This window comes from Pseudomonas sp. HMSC067G02, assembly GCF_001813485.1.
Taxonomy (GTDB): domain Bacteria; phylum Pseudomonadota; class Gammaproteobacteria; order Pseudomonadales; family Pseudomonadaceae; genus Pseudomonas; species Pseudomonas aeruginosa.
This window is the reverse complement of record NZ_KV812726.1, coordinates 100,300-118,537: the sequence shown is the minus strand read 5'-3', so window position 1 is coordinate 118,537 and position 18,238 is coordinate 100,300. Positions and strand designations below refer to the sequence as shown.

Here is an 18,238-nt window from a genome sequence, read left to right as displayed (position 1 = left end):
AAAGGTAGCTCCCCGGTCGTGCCGCTGTCGGGTTAGCCCTTGAACCCGAAAGTTCAAGGTGGCGGTTGCAGTAGACCTTAAGGCTTTCCGTCGTGCGGACATGCACACCGGTCCAACTGGCAACCTCCGTTGTTGCAGTTATCGGCTCAGGGACATCACCGACTGGCCAACACACCAGGGAGCGGAGGCCAGTATACCCGAATTGGCCGTGCCCGGGTCAGGCTTCGCCGGCATCGGCCGGATTCGCCAGGGCGCGGTCGACGCGATCGAGCAGTTCGCGCACGCGCTCGCGGGTCGAGCTGCTTTCCTGGTCCAGGCGCTCCTTGCGGTGCAGCAGGTCGTGGGTGATGTTGAGGGCGGCCATCACGGCAACCCGGTCGGCGCCGATGACTTTGCCGCTGGAGCGGATCTCGCGCATCTTGCCGTCCAGGTAACGGGCGGCGCTTTCCAGGTTGGCGCGCTCGTCGTCCGGGCAATTGATGCAGTATTCCTTGTCGAGAATCTGCACGGTGAGGGTATTCGACTGGCTCATGTGTCCTGCTCCAAGGCTTTCAGACGCAAAATCATCGCTTCGACCTTGTGTCTCGCCATTTCGTTCTTTTCGATCAGATGAGCGCGCTCTTCGCGCCAGGACTTTTCGTTCGCCCGCAGCAGCCGGTTCTCCGCCTTGAGCTGTTCCAGCTTCTGGAGCAGCTGGTCGAACTTGGCCGTCAACAATTGCAGATCGGCGTCTTCCATGGGCTCTCGCTTGGGAATTGGGGTGATTGGACAACTATATAGGATCGTCCCCGGTCGGGGCCAATGCCCCGGCCGGGCCGGCGCGCCGGCAACCGGTCGCATGGTCTTGCCGGGGCGGGCGGTGCTAGGATAACCATCTTCATTTCACGTGTAGCGCCCCAATGGCGCCCAGCCGTCAGGGTCCCGAGATGTCCACTCAGAATTCCGCCTACAGCGCCTTTTCCTCCCTTCTCGCCGAGGCGGCCATGCCGGTCTCGCCGGCCGAACTGCACGGCCATCTGCTGGGTCGGGTCTGCGCCGGCGCCGGCTTCGACGAGGCCGCCTGGCAACACGCTGCCGCCGAACTGCTCGGCGGCGCGCCGGGCGAACGACTCAAGGCCGCGTTGTCCGGCCTGCTCGGCATGGTCCGGCAGGACTTTTCCGCCGGCGAGGTCGCCGTCGTCATGCTCCTGCCCGACGACGAAACCCCGCTCGCCCAGCGCACCGAGGCGCTCGGCCAATGGTGCCAGGGTTTCCTCGCCGGCTTCGGCCTCACCGCCCGCGAAGGCAGCCTGACCGGCGAAGCCGAGGAAGTGCTGCAGGACATGGCCGCCATCGCCCAGGTCCAGGGCCAACTGGAAGACAGCGAGGACGGCGAGACGGACTATATGGAAGTCATGGAATACCTGCGGGTCGCTCCGTTGCTGCTGTTCGCCGAGTGCGGCAAGCCGCTGGAGCCCGCTCCCAAGCCTTCACTGCACTGAGGTTTCTGCATGATCCGTATCCCCAAGTCGGAGTACGCCCGTCGGCGCAAGGCGCTGATGGCGCAGATGGAACCCAACAGCATCGCTATCCTGCCGGCGGCGCCGATGTACATCCGCAATCGCGACGTCGAGCATGTCTACCGCCAGGACAGCGACTTCCAGTACCTCACCGGCTTCCCCGAGCCGGAGGCGGTGATGGCGCTGATTCCCGGCCGTGCCCACGGCGAATACGTGCTGTTCTGCCGCGAGCGGGATCCGGAGCGTGAACTGTGGGACGGCCTGCGCGCCGGCCAGGACGGTGCGATCGGCCAGTACGGCGCCGACGACGCCTTTCCCATCGGCGATATCGACGACATCCTGCCCGGCCTGATCGAAGGCCGCGACCGGGTCTACTACGCCCTTGGCGCCAATCCCGACTTCGACCGCCGGCTGATGGACTGGATCAACGTGATCCGCTCCAAGGCCCGCCAGGGCGCGCAGCCGCCGAACGAGTTCGTTGCCCTCGACCACCTGCTGCACGACCAGCGGCTGTACAAGAGCGCCAACGAAGTGAAGGTCATGCGCTACGCCGCCGAGGTCTCCGCCCGGGCGCACATCCGGGCGATGGAGGTGTGCCGGCCGGGGCTGTTCGAGTACCACCTGGAAGCCGAGCTGGAATACGAGTTCCGCAAGGGCGGGGCGAAGATGCCGGCCTACGGCTCGATCGTCGCCGCCGGACGCAACGCCTGCATCCTGCACTACCGCGAGAACGATGCGGCGATCAAGGACGGCGACCTGATCCTGATCGATGCCGGCTGCGAGATCGACTGCTACGCCAGCGACATCACCCGTACCTTCCCCGCCAATGGCCGCTTCAGCCCCGAGCAGAAGGCGATCTACGAACTGGTGCTGGAAGCCAACATGGCGGCGTTCGACTACATCGCCCCCGGTCGCCACTGGAACGAGGCCCATGAGGCCACCGTACGGGTCATCACCGCCGGGCTGGTGCGCCTGGGCCTGCTGGAGGGCGACGTCGACGAGCTGATCGCCCACGAGGCCTACAAGGCTTTCTACATGCACCGCGCCGGCCACTGGCTGGGGATGGACGTGCACGACGTCGGCGAGTACCGCGTCGGCGGCGAATGGCGGGTGCTCGAACCGGGCATGGCGATGACCGTCGAGCCGGGCATCTACATCGCCCCGGACAATACCTCGGTGGCGAAGAAGTGGCGCGGTATCGGCGTACGCATCGAGGACGACGTGGTGGTCACCCGCAATGGCTGCGAAGTGCTGACCAACGGCGTGCCGAAGACCGTCGCCGAGATCGAGGCGCTGATGGCCGCGGCCAAGAGCGAGGCAGCCTGAGGTGACGATGAGCAAGGTCAACCTGGCGATCATCGGCGGGGGCCTGGTCGGCGCCTCGCTGGCGCTGGCCCTGCAGGCCGGCGCTCGGGAGCGCGGCTGGTCGATCGTGCTGATCGAACCCTTCGCCCCCGGCAATGCCTACCAGCCCAGCTACGACGCCCGCTCTTCGGCGCTGTCTTACGGCAGCCGGCAGATCTACGAGCGACTCGGCCTGTGGCCGGCGATCGCCGAGCGCGCCGAGCCGATCCTGCATATCCATGTTTCCGACCGCGGCCGCTTCGGCGCCACCCGCCTGACCGCCATCGAGGAAGGCGTGCCGGCGCTGGGCTACGTGGTGGAGAACGCCTGGCTCGGCCAGTGCCTGTGGAAGGCGCTCGACCCCGAGGTGGTGCGCTGGCACTGCCCGGCCGAAGTGAAGACCCTGGAAGCCCGGGAGGGCGGTTACCGGCTTACCCTCGACGACGAGACGCAACTCGATTGCGAGCTGGCGATCCTCGCCGATGGCGGTCGTTCCGGGCTGCGCGAACAACTCGGCATCGCCGTGGAGCAGACGCCGTACCGGCAGACTGCGCTGATCGCCAACGTATCGCCCTCCGAGGCGCACCTCGGGCAGGCCTTCGAGCGCTTCACCCCCAGCGGTCCGATGGCCCTGCTGCCGTTGCCGGAGAACCGTTGCGCGCTGATCTGGACCCGCCCAGGCAAGGACGCCGAACGTCTGCGTGGCCTCGATGACGCGGCCTTCCTCGGCGAGCTGCAGGCTGCCTTCGGCTACCGCCTCGGCGCCTTCCGCCAGGTCGGCGCACGGCACTGCTACCCCTTGCACCTGGTCGAGGCCCGCGAGCAGGTGCGTCCGCACCTGGTGGTGCTGGGCAACGCTGCGCACAGTCTGCACCCCATCGCCGGCCAGGGCTTCAACCTGTCGTTGCGCGACACCCTGGCGCTGGTCGACGCCCTGCTCCACGACGACGCGCCGCTGGGCGAGTTCGCCGTGCTGCAGCGCTACCTCGATGGGCAGCGCCTGGACCAGCAGATGACCGTCGGCTTCTCCGACCGGGTGACCCGGCTGTTCTCCAACGACCGCGCGCTGCTCGGTGCCGGGCGCAACCTCGGCCTGCTCGGGCTCGACCTGCTGCCGCCGGCCAAGCGCTGGTTCGCCCGTCAGGCCATGGGCCTCGGCGCGCGGCCGCTGTAGCGCCATGCCGGTCTGGTCGAGGGCGCGCAAGGCCCGCCTGCTGCGCTTCGCCATGAACCTCTACCCGCCCTTCCTGGGGGCGGGCATCCGTGTGCGGCACATCGCCGGCGATTTCCGCGAGGTTCGGGTGCGCATGGGCCTGAACCGGCTCAATCGCAACTATGTAGGCACCCAGTTCGGTGGCAGCCTCTACGCGATGACCGACCCGTTCTTCATGCTGATGCTGATGGAGAACCTGGGCCGCGACTACGTGGTCTGGGACAAGGCGGCCAACATCGAGTTCGTCAGCCCGGGCAAGGGCCCGGTGCATGCGCATTTCAGCATCGACCAGAAGCTGCTCGACGAGGTCCGTGAGCGGACCGCCGGCGGCGAAAAGTACCTGCCCCGGCTGCACGCCGAAGTGCGCGACGACGCCGGCACCCTGGTGGCGCGGGTTCAGAAAACCCTGTACGTGCGGCTCAAGCCGCGCCTGCGGAACGCGGCCTGAAGAGGGCCCACGAGTGGAGAACGAGGATATGCACGCGGATCTGGTCATCGTCGGCGCCGGCATGGTCGGTAGCGCCCTGGCCCTGGCCCTGGAGGGCAGCGGCCTGGAGGTGCTGCTGGTGGACGGCGGCTCGCTCGACGTGGCGCCATTCAAGCCGGAGGCGCCCTACGAGCCGCGGGTCAGCGCGCTGTCCGAAGCCAGCCGGCGGATTCTCCAGCGCCTGCACGCCTGGGACGGCATCGTCGCGCGCCGCGCCGAGCCCTATCGCGAGATGCAGGTGTGGGATGGCTCCGGCACCGGGCGGATCGGCTTCAGCGCCGCCAGCGTGCACGCCGAGGTGCTCGGCCATATCGTCGAGAACCGGGTGGTGCAGGACGCCCTGCTGGAACGCCTGCACGATTCCACCACCGGCCTGCTGGCCAACGCGCGCCTGGAACAGATGCGCCACTCCGGCGACGACTGGCTGCTGACCCTGGCCGACGGCCGTCAGCTGCGCGCGCCGCTGGTGGTCGCCGCCGACGGCGCCAACTCGGCGGTACGCCGCCTGGCCGGCTGCGCCACCCGCGAATGGGATTACCTGCACCACGCCATCGTCACCAGCGTGCGCTGCGAGAACGCGCACCGCGCAACCGCCTGGCAGCGCTTCACCGACGACGGCCCGCTGGCCTTCCTGCCCCTGCCGGACCGCGGCGACGAACACTGGTGCTCGATCGTCTGGTCGACCACCCCGGAACAGGCAGAACGGCTGATGGCGCTGGACGAGGATGGCTTCCGCGCTGCCCTCGGCGAAGCTTTCGAACGGCGCCTGGGCGCCATCCTGCATGCCGACCGGCGCCTGTGCATCCCGCTGCGCCAGCGGCACGCCAAGCGTTACGTCGAGCCGGGCCTGGCGCTGGTCGGCGACGCTGCGCACACCATCCACCCGCTGGCCGGACAGGGCGTGAACCTGGGTTTCCTCGATGCGGCGGTGCTGTCCGAGGTCCTGTTGCACGCCCTGGAGCGCGGCGAACGGCTTGCCGACGAACGCGTGCTGAGTCGCTTCGAGCGGCGGCGGATGCCGTACAACCTGGGCATGATGACGGCAATGGAAGGCTTCGAACGCCTGTTCCAGGCCGACCGGTTGCCGCTGCGCTGGCTGCGCAACGCCGGCCTGCGCCTGGTCGACAGCCATCACGAGGCGAAGGCGCTGTTCGTCCGCCAGGCGCTTGGCCTCAGCGGCGACCTGCCGGCGCTGGCACGAGTCTGAGCGGGGCGGCTCCCCTGACGGGAGGGCCGCCAGTCCTCAGAACAGCGCCGCGCAGTCACGCATGACCTGCGCCTTGTTGCGCAGGTAGAGCCCGAACAGGTTGCGCGCGGCTTCTTCGTTCACCTCGATTTCCATCGCCTCGACGAAGGCGTTCACCGCCGCCGTGGCGTGGGCGAAGTGATTGCTCTCGGTGCCGCCGGTGTGCACCGTTACCCAGGCCACGGTGGCGCGGGCGCGTTCGGCGGGTACGCCCATGTCGCGGCTGAACCATTCCTTGTACAGCGGGTGGATGTACTCCACCTCGCCGTGGGTATAGACCTCGTGTACCAGCGTGGTCAGCAGTCCCTGCATCAGGTCGCGCTCGCGCAGGCGCTGGCGGTCGGTCCAGTCCTTGAACGCCTGCGCCGAAGGCAGGCAGTTCTCGCGCAGCAGCCAGCGGTCGTCGCCGCAAAGGGTGGTGGCCATGGTGTAGAAAAGATCGGCATGCACGGTGTTGCCGAGGGCGCCGAGGTCTTCGTCGGTGATCCGTTGCAGGCTGCCGCAGGCTCGATAGAGCTGGTCTGCCGCTGCCGAACCCTGTTCCGAACGGGCCAGCAGGGTAAGGCGATTGGCCAGTCCGGAAACGCTGGCCGCCGAGTTGTTGGTCTTCGACCAACTGGCGAAGAACTTGCGCAGCGGCTCGACCGCCTGGCGCCGGGCGGTGACCCGGGCGAAGGCGTCCTCAATGTCCAGCAACGACGCCGTCTCGTCCCAGAAGGCCCGGAACAGTGCGTGGCGCAGGGTTCCGGCGGGCATGTCGTTGAGGACCGGCTCGATGACGCCGAGCAGCTTGCTGTGGGGGGTGATGACATGGTTCATGGCTAACCTCCTGTCGGTTCTTGTTGTTCTTGCGATGGTTACGGTCTTCCTTGCGACGCGCGCAGGGCCGCGCGTTCGGCCTGTGGTGCGGACCCGCCGTAGCGGGTCATCAGCAACGGCAGCAACTGGGCCAGGAGGATCAGGCCCAGGCAGCCCGGCCAGCCCCAGCGGTCCCAGAATGGCGCCGGCAGCACCGCGCCGAGGCTGCCGCCGGCGTAGTAGCAGGTCAGGTAGAGGCCGACGGCGCCGGCCTTGTCGGTCCCGGCGTTGCTGGCGGTGAAAGCGTTGACCGTGGACTGCGCGAGGAACACGCCGGTGGCGCTGAGAGCCAGGCCGACGAGAATCGTCGGCAGGCCCGGCGCCAGGGTCAGCAGCGAGCCGCAGACGCCCAGCAGCGATGCGCCCAGCAGCAACTGGCTGTGCGGGCGGGCGCGGGCCAGGCGGCCGCTGGCGGGAATCACCAGCAGGGCGAGGAGGAACACCGCGTAGATCGAGCCGAGCTGAGCGGTGTCCAGGCTGTACGGCGGACGGCTGAGATGGATGCCGATATAGGTGAACATGGCGACCTGGGAAAAGAGGACACAGAACCCCACCGCGTAGGACGACAGCAGCGGAGCCCGGAACAGTTCACGGGATACTAAGGGGCGTTTCCCGGGTGCGGGCGAGTGCCTGCCAGAATTGGCAGGGAGCAGCGCGCGGATGGCGACGGCGATGAGCAGGGTCAGCCCGGCGAGGATCCGGAAGGCGACGTGCCAATCCCATTCCTCGCTCAGCAGGCCGGTGAGGAAGCGTCCGGCGAAGCCGCCGAGGATGGTCCCGGCGACATAGAGGCTGGTCAGCTCGATGACCGCGCCGCCGCTCCAGCGCTCGCCGATGTAGGCCACGCTGCTGGCGAACAGCAGGGGAATCAGCATCCCCTCGGCGAAGCGCCAGAGCAGGAAGGCGGCGAAGCTGCCGGCATGGGCGGCCAGCAGCATGGGCACGCAGAGCAGGCTGGCGGCGAAGGCGATCACCCGGCTGCGCTCGCGACCGCCGCTGAGCCGGCCGACGAAGGGCGCGGCGAGGGCCACCGCCAGGGTGGTGGCGGTGATGCTCCAGTTCGATTGATGGGCGCTGATGTGGAAGCTCGCCGCCAGTTCGTCGAAGATGCCTTGGGTGGTATAGAGATTGAGGAACGCAGCGCAACCGCAGAGAAACAGCGCGAGGCGGGGGAAACCCTGGGACGAATTCATGGAACGCTCTGCCTGGACGAGAAACCCCCTGTTATAGGGGCGCTCCCGACGGGCTGGCCAATACCGATTCAGGACCGATCGATACCGAGGAACCGCATGCTCGACCTACGCCGCCTGCGCTGCTTCGCAGCCGTTGCCGAAACCCTGCATTTCGGCCGCGCCGCCCAGCGCCTGCACATGGCGCAGCCGCCCTTGACCCGGCAGATATCCGCGCTGGAGGAAGAGCTGGGCTTTCGCCTGTTCGACCGCTCCAGCCGGGCGGTGACCCTCACCGCCGAGGGCAGCCTGTTCCTGCCTTACGCACGCGGCCTGCTGGACCAACTGGAGCGCACCGCCGGCTTCGCCCGCAAGCTGGCGCAGGGGCTGGCCGGCCACCTGACCCTGGGCTACGCCAGCTCCATCGCCCTGTCGGACCTGTTCACCGAGGCGATCCGACTGTTCCGCGAGCGCCACCCGGAGGTGCAACTGGAGCTGCTCGAAGGCGCTTCGGCAGCGCAATGGGCGCAGATCGCCGAAGGCGGCATCGATGTGGGGCTGGGGCGCCTGCCGCCGCCGGAAGGCCAGGTCGGCATCGAGGTGCTGGCCTTGGGCGGCGAGCCGCTGGTGGTGGCGGTGCCCAACGGCGATCCGCTGGCGCGGCAAGAGCGGATCGACCTGTACGATCTGCGTGATCGGCCGCTGATCCTGTTTCCACTGGACTACGGCTCCGGTCTCAACGAACTGATCGAGCGCCTCTACCGGAAGGCCGGGCTGGCGCTGACGAGGGGACCGGCCGGACGCCAGATCACCTCGATCATCGCCCTGGTCGCGGCCGGCCAGGGCGTTGCCCTGGTGCCGCGTTGCAGCACCGCGCTGGCCCGGGCCGGAGTCGTCTATCGCCCGCTGGCCGAGCCCGAGGCGCTGGCCGATTTCCTCGTCTTCACCCGCCGCCATGGCCGCAGCGCCGCGGTGGAGGCGTTTCTCGCCATCCTCGGCGGCCTGGACGCAGGCGAAACACCCCGACACATTTAGTCGCGCGGGTTCGCAAGCGAGATTTCTTATCATTCGTGCCTACGTTCCGCTGACGAGGCTGTTCTTCATGCAGGCAAGCAAAGCTCTACTCGCCGCCCTGGCCCTGGGCATCACCGGCTTGGCCCAGGCCGCCGACGAAGTGGTGGTGTATTCCTCGCGCATCGACGAGCTGATCAAGCCGGTGTTCGATGCCTACACCAGCAAGACCGGCGTGAAGGTCAAGTTCATCACCGACAAGGAAGCGCCGCTGATGGCGCGGATCAAGGCCGAAGGCGCGAACACCCCGGCCGACCTGCTGCTCACCGTGGACGCCGGCAACCTCTGGCAGGCCGAGCAGATGGGCCTGCTGCAACCGTTCAAGTCGGCCACCATCGAACGGAACATTCCCTCGCAGTATCGTTCCAGCACCGATAGCTGGACCGGACTGTCGCTGCGCGCGCGGACCATCGTCTACTCCACCGAGCGGGTCAAGCCGGAAGAGCTGAGCACCTACGAAGCCCTGGCCGACAAGCAATGGGAAGGCCGCCTGTGCCTGCGCACGGCGAAGAAGGTCTACAACCAGTCGCTGACCGGGACCCTGATCGAGACCCACGGGGCGCAGAAGACCGAGGAAATCCTCCAGGGCTGGGTGAACAACCTGGCCACCGACGTATTCGCCGACGACAACGCGGTGATCCAGGCGGTGGACGCCGGCCAGTGCGACGTCGGCATCGTCAATACCTACTACTACGGACGCCTGCACAAGCAGAACCCGAACCTGCGGGTCAAGCTGTTCTGGCCGAACCAGGCCGACCGCGGCGTCCACGTCAACCTGTCGGGCATCGGCCTGACTCGCCACGCACCGCATCCCGAGGCAGCCAAGGCGCTGGTGGAATGGATGACCGGGCCCGACGCCCAGGCGCTGTTCGCCGGGATCAACCAGGAATTCCCGGCCAACCCGCAGGTCGCGCCGTCAGCCGAAGTCGCCAGCTGGGGCAGCTTCAAGGCCGACAGCATCCCGGTGGAAGTCGCCGGCAAGCGCCAGGCCGAGGCGATTCGCCTGATGGACCGCGCCGGCTGGAACTGACCGCCGGTTATACTCGGCGCCCCGGCTCGTCCGAGCGGGGCGTCGTTCGTTCCGCACCGAGGATTTCGTGGCCCATCCCGCTCCCCGCCGCTGGTACCCCATCACCTTCACCGTTGCCGCGCTGGTGCTGCTGCCGCTCAGCGTGCTGCTGCTGAGCTGGCTGGAGATCGACCGGGAAATCTGGAGCCACCTGTGGGATACCCAGTTGCCGCGCCTGCTCGGCAACACCCTGACCCTGGTGCTCGGCGTCGGCATCGGCGTGACTCTGCTCGGGGTCAGCCTAGCCTGGCTCACCAGCCTCTGCGAATTCCCCGGGCGGCGCTGGCTGGACTGGGCGCTGATGTTGCCGTTCGCGATCCCGGCCTACGTCCTGGCGTTCGTCTTCGTCGGCCTGCTGGATTTCGCCGGACCGGTGCAGAGCCTGCTGCGCGAGTGGTTCGGCAGCGGCCTGCGGTTGCCGCGCGTACGCTCCACCGGCGGGGTGATCCTGGTCCTGGTGCTGGTGTTCTATCCCTATGTCTACCTGCTCGCGCGCAGCGCCTTCATCGCCCAGGGCAAGGGCCTGATGGAAGCCGCGCGGGTCCTCGGCCTGTCGCCCTGGCAGGCGTTCCTGCGGGTCGCCCTGCCGATGGCGCGGCCGGCGATCGGCGCCGGCCTGGCGCTGGCGGTGATGGAAACCCTGGCCGACTTCGGCGCGGTATCGGTGTTCAACTTCGATACCTTCACCACCGCCATCTACAAGACCTGGTACGGCTTCTACAGCCTCTCCAGCGCCGCCCAGCTGGCCAGCCTGTTGTTGCTCGGGGTATGCCTGGTGCTGCTCGGCGAGCGCCACACGCGAGGCCGGGCCAAGGCCGCCAGCGAGCGTCCGCGCGGCGCGCCGCTGTACCGCCTGCGCGGCGCCAGGGCGCTGGCGGCGAGCGCCTGGTGCGGGCTGGTGTTCCTCTGCGCCTTCGTGATTCCCGTGGCGCAACTGGTTGTCTGGTTCTGGCGCCAGGGCCGTTTCGACCTCGACGAGCGCTACTGGGACCTGATCGGCCATACCCTGACGCTGGGCGGCATCGCCGCACTGGCGACGGTCGCCGTGGCCCTGCTGCTGGCCTTCGCCGTGCGCCTGGCGCCGACCCGCGCTATCCGCGGCGCGGTGGGCCTGGGCAACCTCGGTTATGCGCTGCCGGGCTCGGTCCTGGCGGTTTCGATCATGCTGGCCTTCAGTTGGCTGGACAATCACTGGGTGATCCCGCTTTCCAGCGCCCTCGGCGGCGCCGGCAAGCCGCTGCTGCTGGGCAGTCTGTTCGCCCTGCTGCTGGCCTACCTGATCCGTTTCATGGCGGTGGCCTACGGGCCGCTGGAAAGCGGGCTGGCGCGGATCCGCCCGTCGCTGCCGGAAGCCTCGCGCAGCCTCGGCGTGGGCGGCCCGCTGCTGTTCCTGCGGGTCTACCTGCCGCTGTTGCTGCCGGCCTCGCTGAGCGCCGGGCTGCTGGTCTTCGTCGACGTGCTCAAGGAGATGCCGGCGACCCTGCTGATGCGTCCCTTCGGTTGGGACACCCTGGCCGTACGGATCTTCGAGATGACCAGCGAGGGCGAATGGGCGCGCGCCTCGCTGCCGGCCCTGACCCTGGTGCTGGTCGGCCTGCTACCGGTGGTCGGGTTGATTCGTCGTTCTGCCCATCATTCCGATCGCTGAGCCTAGTATCCATGCAGGCCGTAGGGTCTATGCACAGATCGCGGCACGCTTCCATGGTGTCCTGCTCCGGGGCTTGCGGCTACAATGCGCGCGATTTCGTGCCGGCGGCCCCTGCCGACGGCACCCGCTACGCCCGGAAGGAGAATACCCATGGGATTGCGCACCCCGCTTTACGAGCTGCACGTCGCGCTCGGCGCCAAGATGGTCGATTTCGGCGGTTGGGACATGCCGCTGCACTACGGTTCGCAGGTCGAGGAGCACCATCAGGTCCGGCGTGACTGCGGCGTCTTCGACGTGTCCCACATGACCGTGGTCGACGTCGCCGGCGAGCAGGCCACGGCCTATCTGCAGCATCTCCTGGCGAACGACGTGGCGCGCCTCGGCGAGACCGGCAAGGCGCTCTACAGCGCGATGCTCAACGAAGAGGGCGGGGTGGTCGACGACCTGATCGTCTACCTGACCGAGAACGGCTACCGGGTGGTGGTCAACGCCTCCACCCGCGACAAGGACATCGCCTGGATGCAGGCGCAGGCCGCCGGCTTCAAGGTCGACCTGCAGGAACGCGGCGACCTGGCGATGCTCGCCATCCAGGGCCCCAACGCCCGCGTGCACAGCTCCGAACTGGTATCCCCGGCACGCGCCGCGCTGATACGCGAACTCAAGCCGTTCCAGGGCCGTGCCGAGGGCGACTGGTTCATCGCCCGCACCGGCTACACCGGCGAGGACGGCCTGGAAATCATGCTGCCGGCCGCCGAGGCGCCAGGCTTCCTCAACGAGCTGGTTGGCGCCGGGATCTCCCCGGCGGGCCTGGGGGCGCGCGATACGCTGCGCCTGGAGGCCGGGCTCAATCTCTACGGCCAGGACATGGACGAAAGCGTTTCCCCGCTTGCCGCCAACATGGGCTGGACCGTAGCCTGGGAGCCGGTTGCGCGGGACTTCGTCGGCCGCCGCGCGCTGGAAGCGCAGAAGGCCGCCGGCGACCAGCCGAAGCTGGTCGGCCTGGTTCTGGAGGAGCGCGGCGTGCTGCGCGCCCACCAGGTGGTGCGGGTAGCTGGCATTGGTGAGGGGGAGATCACCAGCGGCAGCTTTTCGCCTACCCTGAACAAGTCCATCGCGCTGGCCCGCGTGCCGGCCGCCACCGGCGACCGCGCCGAGGTGGAAATCCGCGGCAAGTGGTACCCGGTACGGGTGGTCCAGCCCAGTTTCGTGCGTCACGGCAAGCCCCTGATCTAACCTGGCAATGGCGACCGCCGTCGCCCCCGACTTCGAGGAAAACAAGATGAGCAATATTCCCGCCGAACTGCGTTACGCCCAGAGCCACGAATGGGCGCGTCTGGAAGCCGACGGCAGCGTTACCGTGGGCATTTCCGACCATGCCCAGGAAGCCCTTGGCGATGTGGTCTTCATCGAGCTGCCGGAGCTGGGCAAGACCCTCGCCGCCGGTCAGGAAGCGGGCGTGGTCGAGTCGGTGAAGGCCGCCTCCGACATCTATTCGCCGATCGGCGGCGAAGTCATCGCTATCAACGAAGCCCTGGCCGACACCCCGGAAGACGTCAACAACGACCCGTACGCGTCCTGGTTCTTCAAGCTCAAGCCGAGCAATCCGGCCGAGCTGGACAAGCTGCTCGACGCCGCTGGCTACCAGGCCGCCGTCGACGCGGAAGGCTGAGCCGCCGCGTAGTCGCGACAAAACCCGCTATCCTTGGACAAGGCCTCGATCATTCGAGGCTTTGTTCTTTTTGCAGCGGCGAAATGCGTTTTCGCCGTCGTTGCTTTCTCATTCGATATCCGTTCGGCGACGATCGCTGGCAGGGCGATGCCGCCCTCAACGAGACCGAAGCCATGTCGCAGACGCCGTCCCTCGCCCAGCTCCAGCCCGCCGATGCCTTCCTGCGCCGCCACCTCGGCCCCGATCCGGCGGAACAGCAGGCCATGCTGGATTTCCTCGGAGTTTCCACTCGCGCCGAACTGATCGTGCAGACGGTGCCGCCGGCGATCCGCCTCAACCGGCCGCTGGAACTGCCCGCCGCGCTCGACGAACAGGCCGCCCTGGCGCGCCTGCGCGGCTACGCCGGGCTCAACCAGCGCTGGACCAGCCTGATCGGCATGGGCTACTACGGCACCGTGACGCCGCCGGTGATCCTCCGCAACGTGCTGGAGAATCCCGGCTGGTACACCGCCTATACGCCCTACCAGCCGGAAATCGCCCAAGGCCGCCTGGAAGCGCTGCTGAATTTCCAGCAACTGACCATCGACCTCACCGGACTCGACCTGGCCAGCGCCTCGCTGCTCGACGAAGCCACCGCCTCCGCCGAGGCCATGGCCCTGGCCAGGCGGGTGGCGAAGGCCAGGAGCAACCGGTTCTTCGTCGATGCGCATTGCCATCCGCAGACCGTTTCGGTGTTGCGTACCCGCGCCGAGGCGTTCGGTTTCGAGCTGGTCGTCGACGAGCCGGACAATCTTGCCGCCCACGCGGTGTTCGGCGCCTTGCTGCAATACCCGGACAGTCGTGGCGAGATCCGCGACCTGCGCCCGCTTATCGAGGCGTTGCACGGTCAACAGGCGCTGGCCTGCGTCGCCAGCGACCTGCTCGCCCTGTTGGTGCTGACCCCGCCGGGGGAACTCGGTGCCGACGTGGTGCTCGGCAGCGCCCAGCGCTTTGGCGTACCGATGGGCTACGGCGGGCCGCACGCGGCGTTCTTCGCCACCCGCGAAGGGTACAAGCGGGCAATGCCGGGGCGGATCATCGGCGTTTCCCGCGACGCCCGCGGCAACCCGGCGTTGCGCATGGCCCTGCAAACCCGCGAGCAGCACATCCGTCGGGAAAAGGCCAACTCGAACATCTGCACCGCCCAGGTGCTGCTGGCCAACATTGCTTCGCTGTATGCCGTCTACCATGGGCCGCAGGAGCTGAAACGCATCGCCCAACGCGTCCAGCGCCTGACCGCGCTGCTGGCGGCGGGCCTGGAAAGCAAGGGACTACGGCGGCTCAACCGGCACTTCTTCGACACCCTGACCTACGAGGTCGGCGAGCGTCAGGCGGCGATCCTCGAGCGGGCGCGGGCGGCGCGGGTCAACCTGCGCGTGGTCGACGACCGGCGGCTGGCCCTGAGCCTCGACGAAACCTGTGACGCGGCGACCCTGGCGACCCTGTTCGAGATCTTCCTCGGTGCCGGCCACGGGCTGGATGTCGCGCACCTGGATGGCGGGGCGGTGGCCGACGGCATTCCGGCGGTCCTGCAACGCACTTCGGCCTACCTGCAGCATCCGGTGTTCAACGCCCACCACAGCGAGACCGAGATGCTTCGCTACCTGCGCCAGTTGGAAGGCAAGGACCTGGCGCTGAACCAGGCGATGATCCCGCTCGGCTCCTGCACCATGAAGCTCAACGCCAGCAGCGAGATGATCCCCATCACCTGGCCGGAATTCGCCGAACTGCATCCGTTCGTGCCGCGCGAGCAGGCCGAGGGCTATCGCCGGATGATCGACGAACTGGAAGCCTGGCTGCGGGCGATCACCGGCTTCGACGCCATCTGCATGCAGCCGAACTCGGGAGCACAGGGCGAATATGCCGGGTTGCTGGCGATCCGCCGCTACCACCAGAGCCGCGGCGATAGCCAGCGCGACATCTGCCTGATTCCCGCATCGGCGCATGGCACCAACCCGGCCTCGGCGATCATGGCCAGCATGCGGGTGGTGATCGTCGAGTGCGATCCCCGCGGCAACGTCGACCTCGACGACCTGCGCCTCAAGGCGGCCGAGGCGGGCGACCGGCTGTCCTGCCTGATGATCACCTATCCCTCGACCCACGGCGTCTACGAGGAGGGGATAGGCGAGATCTGCGAAGTGGTCCACCGCCACGGCGGCCAGGTCTACATGGACGGCGCCAACCTCAACGCCCAGGTCGGCCTGGCGCGACCGGCGGACATCGGCGCGGACGTCTCGCACATGAACCTGCACAAGACCTTCTGCATCCCCCATGGTGGTGGCGGACCGGGCATGGGGCCGATCGGGGTCAAGCGGCACCTGGCGCCGTTCGTCGCCAACCACCCGGTGATCCGCGTCGAAGGGCCGAACCCGCTGAACGACGCGGTCAGCGCGGCGCCCTGGGGCAGCGCCAGCATCCTGCCGATCAGTTGGATGTACATCGCCATGATGGGCCCGCAGTTGGCCGACGCCAGCGAGGTGGCGATCCTCTCCGCCAACTACCTGGCGAACCGCCTGGACGGGGCGTTCCCGGTGCTCTACCGCGGGCGCAACGAGCGCGTCGCCCACGAATGCATCCTCGACCTGCGACCGCTCAAGGCGCAGACCGGGATCACCGAGGAAGACGTGGCCAAGCGCCTGATGGACTACGGCTTCCACGCCCCGACCATGTCCTTCCCGGTGCCGGGCACGCTGATGGTGGAGCCGACCGAGAGCGAGTCGAAGGCGGAGCTGGATCGCTTCGTCGAGGCGATGCTGAGCATCAGGGCCGAGATCGGCAAGGTGGAAAGCGGCGACTGGCCGGCGGAGGACAACCCGCTGAAACGGGCGCCGCATACCCTGGCCGACGTTACCGGGATCTGGCAGAGACCCTACGAGATCGCGGAGGCGGTGACCCCGAGCGAACATGCGCGGGCGTTCAAGTACTGGCCGGCGGTTAACCGGGTGGACAACGTCTACGGCGACCGCAACCTGTTCTGCGCCTGCGTGCCGCTGGACGACTACCGCGAGTGACCTCGCCTCCGGGCGGAGGCGAGGTCGCCGGGGCCTACTGCTGGACGGCGGACTGCTCGCCGCCGGCGAGGATCGCGCTGGCCAGTTCCATGTCGCTGGCCTGCAGGTCCGGGTTGTCGTTGCGCAGCTTCTGCAGGGCGGCTTCCAGGTACGGCCCGCGGATCGCGCCGTCGCTGGCGATGTAGCTGCCGGCGTCGTCCTGCGCGGCGACGATCAGCTTGTGGTCGTGGCGGAAGGTCAGGTAGGTGGAGGCCGTGGTGGCACCCGAGGAAATGATGTTGCGCCAGAAGGTATCGGCCATGGCCGAGCCCAGCGGCAGGGCGGCGATGACCAGGGTGGCGGCGGCGAGTTTGACGGAACGCATGGGGGAACTCCTGATAGGGGGCTGCGTGTTACATCAGATCGCGTTTGCCGTCCCGGAGTTCCAGCGGGGATGACCGTCCGGTCGCTTTTTCCGCTGCCGTACAGCCCCCGCCGGCCGGGAGCTACAGCGATTCAGGGCGCGGCAGGCTCGACGTGCAGCAGGGCGCCGTCCTGGCCGGTGACCCGGACCAGGGCGCCGCGCGGCAGGTCGGGACCGCTGACCAGCCATAACGCGTCCTCGACGCGCAGCTCGCCGAGCCCGCCGACGATCGCCCGGTGCAAGGGAAAGGTGCGGCCGAACAGGTCGTCGCCGCGTCGCTGCAACCCTGGCGTTTCCTCGACGCTACCGGCCTTGCGGCGACGGCGTCGATGCAAGGCGGCGACCAGCCCGGAGAGCAGGACGAACAGCCCTACCTGCCAGGGCCAGGCCAGTCCCGGCAGGAGCGCGCCGAGCGCACCGACACAAGCGGCGGTGAGGCCGACCCGCAGCAGATAGCCGCCGGCACCGAAGATTTCCAGGAGCAGGAGGACGGTACCGAAGGCCAGCCAGTCCCAGAAGTCCAGGCGTAGCAGCAGGATTTCCATCGGCCGGCCCTCAGCGCCGGCTCGGCGGCCGGCCGAGCCACATCGGGCCAGGGACGCCGCTCGCGGCTCGCCGCAGGTGCGGTGCGCCGGGGCTGGGGAGCGTCGGCGCGGGGACGGCGGGGGGAGCGCTCGTCATCGTCTACATCCTTGTCTGTGGGCCTGGCAGGCCCGTCCGGCGTTGTGCCGTGCAACCGTCGGAACTCCGCCGACGGGATGTGCCGCTACTTCTGTTCGCTCTGCGGGGTCACCCGCAGTACTTCCTCCAGCGTACTGATACCCGCGGCGACCTTCTGCGCGCCGGACAGGCGCAGGCTGCGGGTGCCTTCTTTGTACGCCTGGCGGCGCAGGGCGACCAGGTCGGTGTCGGCGGTGATCAGTTCTTTCAGGCTATCGCTGAGCAGCATGATTTCATAGACGCCGGCGCGCCCGCGATAGCCGGTGTCGCGGCACTCCAGGCAACCCACGGCCTGGTGCGCGCCGCTGGGCGGCGGGGCGCTCCAGGGGCGGGTCAGTTCGTGCCAGTCGCTGTCCGCCAGTTGCATCGGCGCCTTGCAGTGCGGGCAGAGCGTGCGCACCAGGCGCTGGGCCATGACCCCTAGCACCGTGGCGCGGATCAGGTAGTAGGGCACGCCCAGTTCGAGCAGGCGGGTGATCGCCGTGGGCGAGTCGTTGGTGTGCAGGGTGGAGAGCACCAGGTGCCCGGTGAGCGCCGCCTGGATCGCCATCTCGGCGGTCTCCAGGTCGCGGATCTCGCCGACCATGATGATGTCCGGGTCCTGCCGCAGCAGGGCGCGTACGCCGCTGGCGAAGGTCAGGTCGATGTTGTGCTGGACCTGCATCTGGTTGAACGAGGGCTCGATCATCTCGATCGGGTCCTCGATGGTGCAGACGTTCACCTCGTCGGTGGCCAGTTGCTTGAGCGTGGTGTAGAGCGTGGTGGTCTTGCCCGAGCCGGTGGGGCCGGTGA

Annotated in this window: 18 protein-coding genes and 1 other RNA gene; 11 read left to right on the top strand and 8 right to left on the bottom strand. The window is 68.2% G+C overall.

What is annotated here, in order from left to right; translation table 11 throughout:
- Positions 1 to 5: 5 nt before the first annotated feature.
- From ssrS to HMPREF2914_RS27780, 3 genes are all read right to left on the bottom strand, one after another.
- Positions 6 to 184, bottom strand: a non-coding RNA gene (ssrS, locus tag HMPREF2914_RS27790) — 6S RNA.
- Positions 185 to 217: 33 nt separating this feature from the next.
- On the bottom strand, positions 218 to 532 hold the full coding sequence (locus tag HMPREF2914_RS27785; RefSeq protein ID WP_003096316.1) for a cell division protein ZapA: 315 nt from the start codon (positions 530 to 532) through the stop codon (positions 218 to 220).
- Positions 529 to 738 carry a TIGR02449 family protein gene (locus tag HMPREF2914_RS27780; RefSeq protein WP_003096314.1) on the bottom strand — a complete coding sequence of 70 codons (210 nt, stop codon included), beginning with the start codon at positions 736 to 738 and terminating at the stop codon, positions 529 to 531. Before HMPREF2914_RS27780 ends, HMPREF2914_RS27785 begins: the two co-directional genes overlap by 4 nt.
- Before the next feature lie 188 nt (positions 739 to 926).
- On the opposite strand from HMPREF2914_RS27780, the gene HMPREF2914_RS27775 reads away from it, so the two are divergent.
- Genes HMPREF2914_RS27775 through HMPREF2914_RS27755 form a run of 5 tightly spaced genes read left to right on the top strand, consistent with a single transcriptional unit; the run spans position 927 to position 5,750 of the window.
- Positions 927 to 1,481, top strand: a complete 555-nt coding sequence (locus HMPREF2914_RS27775; RefSeq protein WP_003099193.1) for a YecA/YgfB family protein — start codon at positions 927 to 929, stop codon at positions 1,479 to 1,481.
- 9 nt (positions 1,482 to 1,490) lie between these two features.
- Positions 1,491 to 2,825 carry a Xaa-Pro aminopeptidase gene (gene pepP, locus HMPREF2914_RS27770; RefSeq protein ID WP_003096308.1) on the top strand — a complete coding sequence of 445 codons (1,335 nt, stop codon included), beginning with the start codon at positions 1,491 to 1,493 and terminating at the stop codon, positions 2,823 to 2,825.
- A gap of 7 nt (positions 2,826 to 2,832) precedes the next feature.
- Positions 2,833 to 4,017: a 2-octaprenyl-6-methoxyphenyl hydroxylase gene (gene ubiH / locus HMPREF2914_RS27765; protein ID WP_003096305.1), complete on the top strand. Its 1,185-nt coding sequence runs from the start codon at positions 2,833 to 2,835 to the stop codon at positions 4,015 to 4,017.
- Between the two features lie 4 nt (positions 4,018 to 4,021).
- Positions 4,022 to 4,504, top strand: coding sequence for a hotdog fold domain-containing protein (locus tag HMPREF2914_RS27760; protein WP_003099189.1), 483 nt, complete (start codon positions 4,022 to 4,024; stop codon positions 4,502 to 4,504).
- Between the two features lie 28 nt (positions 4,505 to 4,532).
- Entirely contained in the window at positions 4,533 to 5,750 is a 1,218-nt protein-coding gene (locus HMPREF2914_RS27755) for a 2-octaprenyl-3-methyl-6-methoxy-1,4-benzoquinol hydroxylase (RefSeq protein WP_023092744.1), read from the top strand.
- Between the two features lie 36 nt (positions 5,751 to 5,786).
- Here the strand turns inward: HMPREF2914_RS27755 and HMPREF2914_RS27750 are convergent, their stop codons facing one another.
- On the bottom strand, positions 5,787 to 6,608 hold the full coding sequence (locus HMPREF2914_RS27750) for a hypothetical protein (RefSeq protein WP_003118038.1): 822 nt from the start codon (positions 6,606 to 6,608) through the stop codon (positions 5,787 to 5,789).
- A 38-nt stretch (positions 6,609 to 6,646) separates the two neighbouring features.
- Positions 6,647 to 7,840 (bottom strand): MFS transporter, encoded by a 1,194-nt coding sequence (locus HMPREF2914_RS27745; protein WP_023092743.1) that lies wholly within the window; start codon positions 7,838 to 7,840, stop codon positions 6,647 to 6,649.
- Between the two features lie 96 nt (positions 7,841 to 7,936).
- Here HMPREF2914_RS27745 and HMPREF2914_RS27740 point away from each other — a divergent pair, with 96 nt between their 5' ends.
- From HMPREF2914_RS27740 to gcvP, 6 genes are all read left to right on the top strand, one after another.
- Positions 7,937 to 8,851, top strand: a complete 915-nt coding sequence (locus HMPREF2914_RS27740) for a LysR family transcriptional regulator (protein WP_003110664.1) — start codon at positions 7,937 to 7,939, stop codon at positions 8,849 to 8,851.
- 67 nt (positions 8,852 to 8,918) lie between these two features.
- The gene (locus tag HMPREF2914_RS27735; RefSeq protein WP_003096289.1) at positions 8,919 to 9,917 is read left to right on the top strand and encodes an extracellular solute-binding protein; all 999 of its coding nucleotides are present in this window, start codon (positions 8,919 to 8,921) and stop codon (positions 9,915 to 9,917) included.
- A 67-nt stretch (positions 9,918 to 9,984) separates the two neighbouring features.
- Positions 9,985 to 11,604, top strand: a complete 1,620-nt coding sequence (locus HMPREF2914_RS27730) for an ABC transporter permease (RefSeq protein ID WP_014604115.1) — start codon at positions 9,985 to 9,987, stop codon at positions 11,602 to 11,604.
- A 150-nt stretch (positions 11,605 to 11,754) separates the two neighbouring features.
- Positions 11,755 to 12,837, top strand: a complete 1,083-nt coding sequence (gcvT, locus tag HMPREF2914_RS27725; RefSeq protein WP_003136048.1) for a glycine cleavage system aminomethyltransferase GcvT — start codon at positions 11,755 to 11,757, stop codon at positions 12,835 to 12,837.
- Positions 12,838 to 12,883: 46 nt separating this feature from the next.
- Complete coding sequence (gene gcvH, locus HMPREF2914_RS27720) at positions 12,884 to 13,273, top strand: glycine cleavage system protein GcvH (protein ID WP_003107397.1); 390 nt, start codon at positions 12,884 to 12,886, stop codon at positions 13,271 to 13,273.
- A 173-nt stretch (positions 13,274 to 13,446) separates the two neighbouring features.
- Positions 13,447 to 16,323, top strand: coding sequence for an aminomethyl-transferring glycine dehydrogenase (gene gcvP, locus HMPREF2914_RS27715; protein ID WP_023980289.1), 2,877 nt, complete (start codon positions 13,447 to 13,449; stop codon positions 16,321 to 16,323).
- 34 nt (positions 16,324 to 16,357) lie between these two features.
- On the opposite strand, the gene HMPREF2914_RS27710 is transcribed toward gcvP, so the two are convergent.
- The 3 genes from HMPREF2914_RS27710 to HMPREF2914_RS27700 all read right to left on the bottom strand — a co-directional run.
- Positions 16,358 to 16,687, bottom strand: a complete 330-nt coding sequence (locus HMPREF2914_RS27710) for a DUF2388 domain-containing protein (RefSeq protein WP_003096280.1) — start codon at positions 16,685 to 16,687, stop codon at positions 16,358 to 16,360.
- A 131-nt stretch (positions 16,688 to 16,818) separates the two neighbouring features.
- Entirely contained in the window at positions 16,819 to 17,271 is a 453-nt protein-coding gene (locus tag HMPREF2914_RS27705; protein ID WP_003109994.1) for an NfeD family protein, read from the bottom strand.
- 221 nt (positions 17,272 to 17,492) lie between these two features.
- On the bottom strand, positions 17,493 to 18,238 hold a 746-nt coding region (locus HMPREF2914_RS27700), incomplete at its 5' end, for a GspE/PulE family protein (protein ID WP_049266072.1).

What these genes read in the sequence shown, in the direction of transcription:
- ubiH (WP_003096305.1), top strand. Translation starts at nt 2,833, where the DNA reads ATGAGCAAGGTCAACCTGGCGATCATCGGCGGGGGCCTGGTCGGCGCC.
- HMPREF2914_RS27785 (WP_003096316.1), bottom strand. Translation starts at nt 532, where the DNA reads ATGAGCCAGTCGAATACCCTCACCGTGCAGATTCTCGACAAGGAATAC.
- gcvT (WP_003136048.1), top strand. Translation starts at nt 11,755, where the DNA reads ATGGGATTGCGCACCCCGCTTTACGAGCTGCACGTCGCGCTCGGCGCC.
- HMPREF2914_RS27705 (WP_003109994.1), bottom strand. Translation starts at nt 17,271, where the DNA reads ATGGAAATCCTGCTGCTACGCCTGGACTTCTGGGACTGGCTGGCCTTC.
- HMPREF2914_RS27750 (WP_003118038.1), bottom strand. Translation starts at nt 6,608, where the DNA reads ATGAACCATGTCATCACCCCCCACAGCAAGCTGCTCGGCGTCATCGAG.
- gcvP (WP_023980289.1), top strand. Translation starts at nt 13,447, where the DNA reads ATGTCGCAGACGCCGTCCCTCGCCCAGCTCCAGCCCGCCGATGCCTTC.
- HMPREF2914_RS27745 (WP_023092743.1), bottom strand. Translation starts at nt 7,840, where the DNA reads ATGAATTCGTCCCAGGGTTTCCCCCGCCTCGCGCTGTTTCTCTGCGGT.
- HMPREF2914_RS27775 (WP_003099193.1), top strand. Translation starts at nt 927, where the DNA reads ATGTCCACTCAGAATTCCGCCTACAGCGCCTTTTCCTCCCTTCTCGCC.
- HMPREF2914_RS27735 (WP_003096289.1), top strand. Translation starts at nt 8,919, where the DNA reads ATGCAGGCAAGCAAAGCTCTACTCGCCGCCCTGGCCCTGGGCATCACC.
- HMPREF2914_RS27740 (WP_003110664.1), top strand. Translation starts at nt 7,937, where the DNA reads ATGCTCGACCTACGCCGCCTGCGCTGCTTCGCAGCCGTTGCCGAAACC.
- HMPREF2914_RS27760 (WP_003099189.1), top strand. Translation starts at nt 4,022, where the DNA reads ATGCCGGTCTGGTCGAGGGCGCGCAAGGCCCGCCTGCTGCGCTTCGCC.
- gcvH (WP_003107397.1), top strand. Translation starts at nt 12,884, where the DNA reads ATGAGCAATATTCCCGCCGAACTGCGTTACGCCCAGAGCCACGAATGG.
- HMPREF2914_RS27780 (WP_003096314.1), bottom strand. Translation starts at nt 738, where the DNA reads ATGGAAGACGCCGATCTGCAATTGTTGACGGCCAAGTTCGACCAGCTG.
- HMPREF2914_RS27755 (WP_023092744.1), top strand. Translation starts at nt 4,533, where the DNA reads ATGCACGCGGATCTGGTCATCGTCGGCGCCGGCATGGTCGGTAGCGCC.
- HMPREF2914_RS27710 (WP_003096280.1), bottom strand. Translation starts at nt 16,687, where the DNA reads ATGCGTTCCGTCAAACTCGCCGCCGCCACCCTGGTCATCGCCGCCCTG.
- pepP (WP_003096308.1), top strand. Translation starts at nt 1,491, where the DNA reads ATGATCCGTATCCCCAAGTCGGAGTACGCCCGTCGGCGCAAGGCGCTG.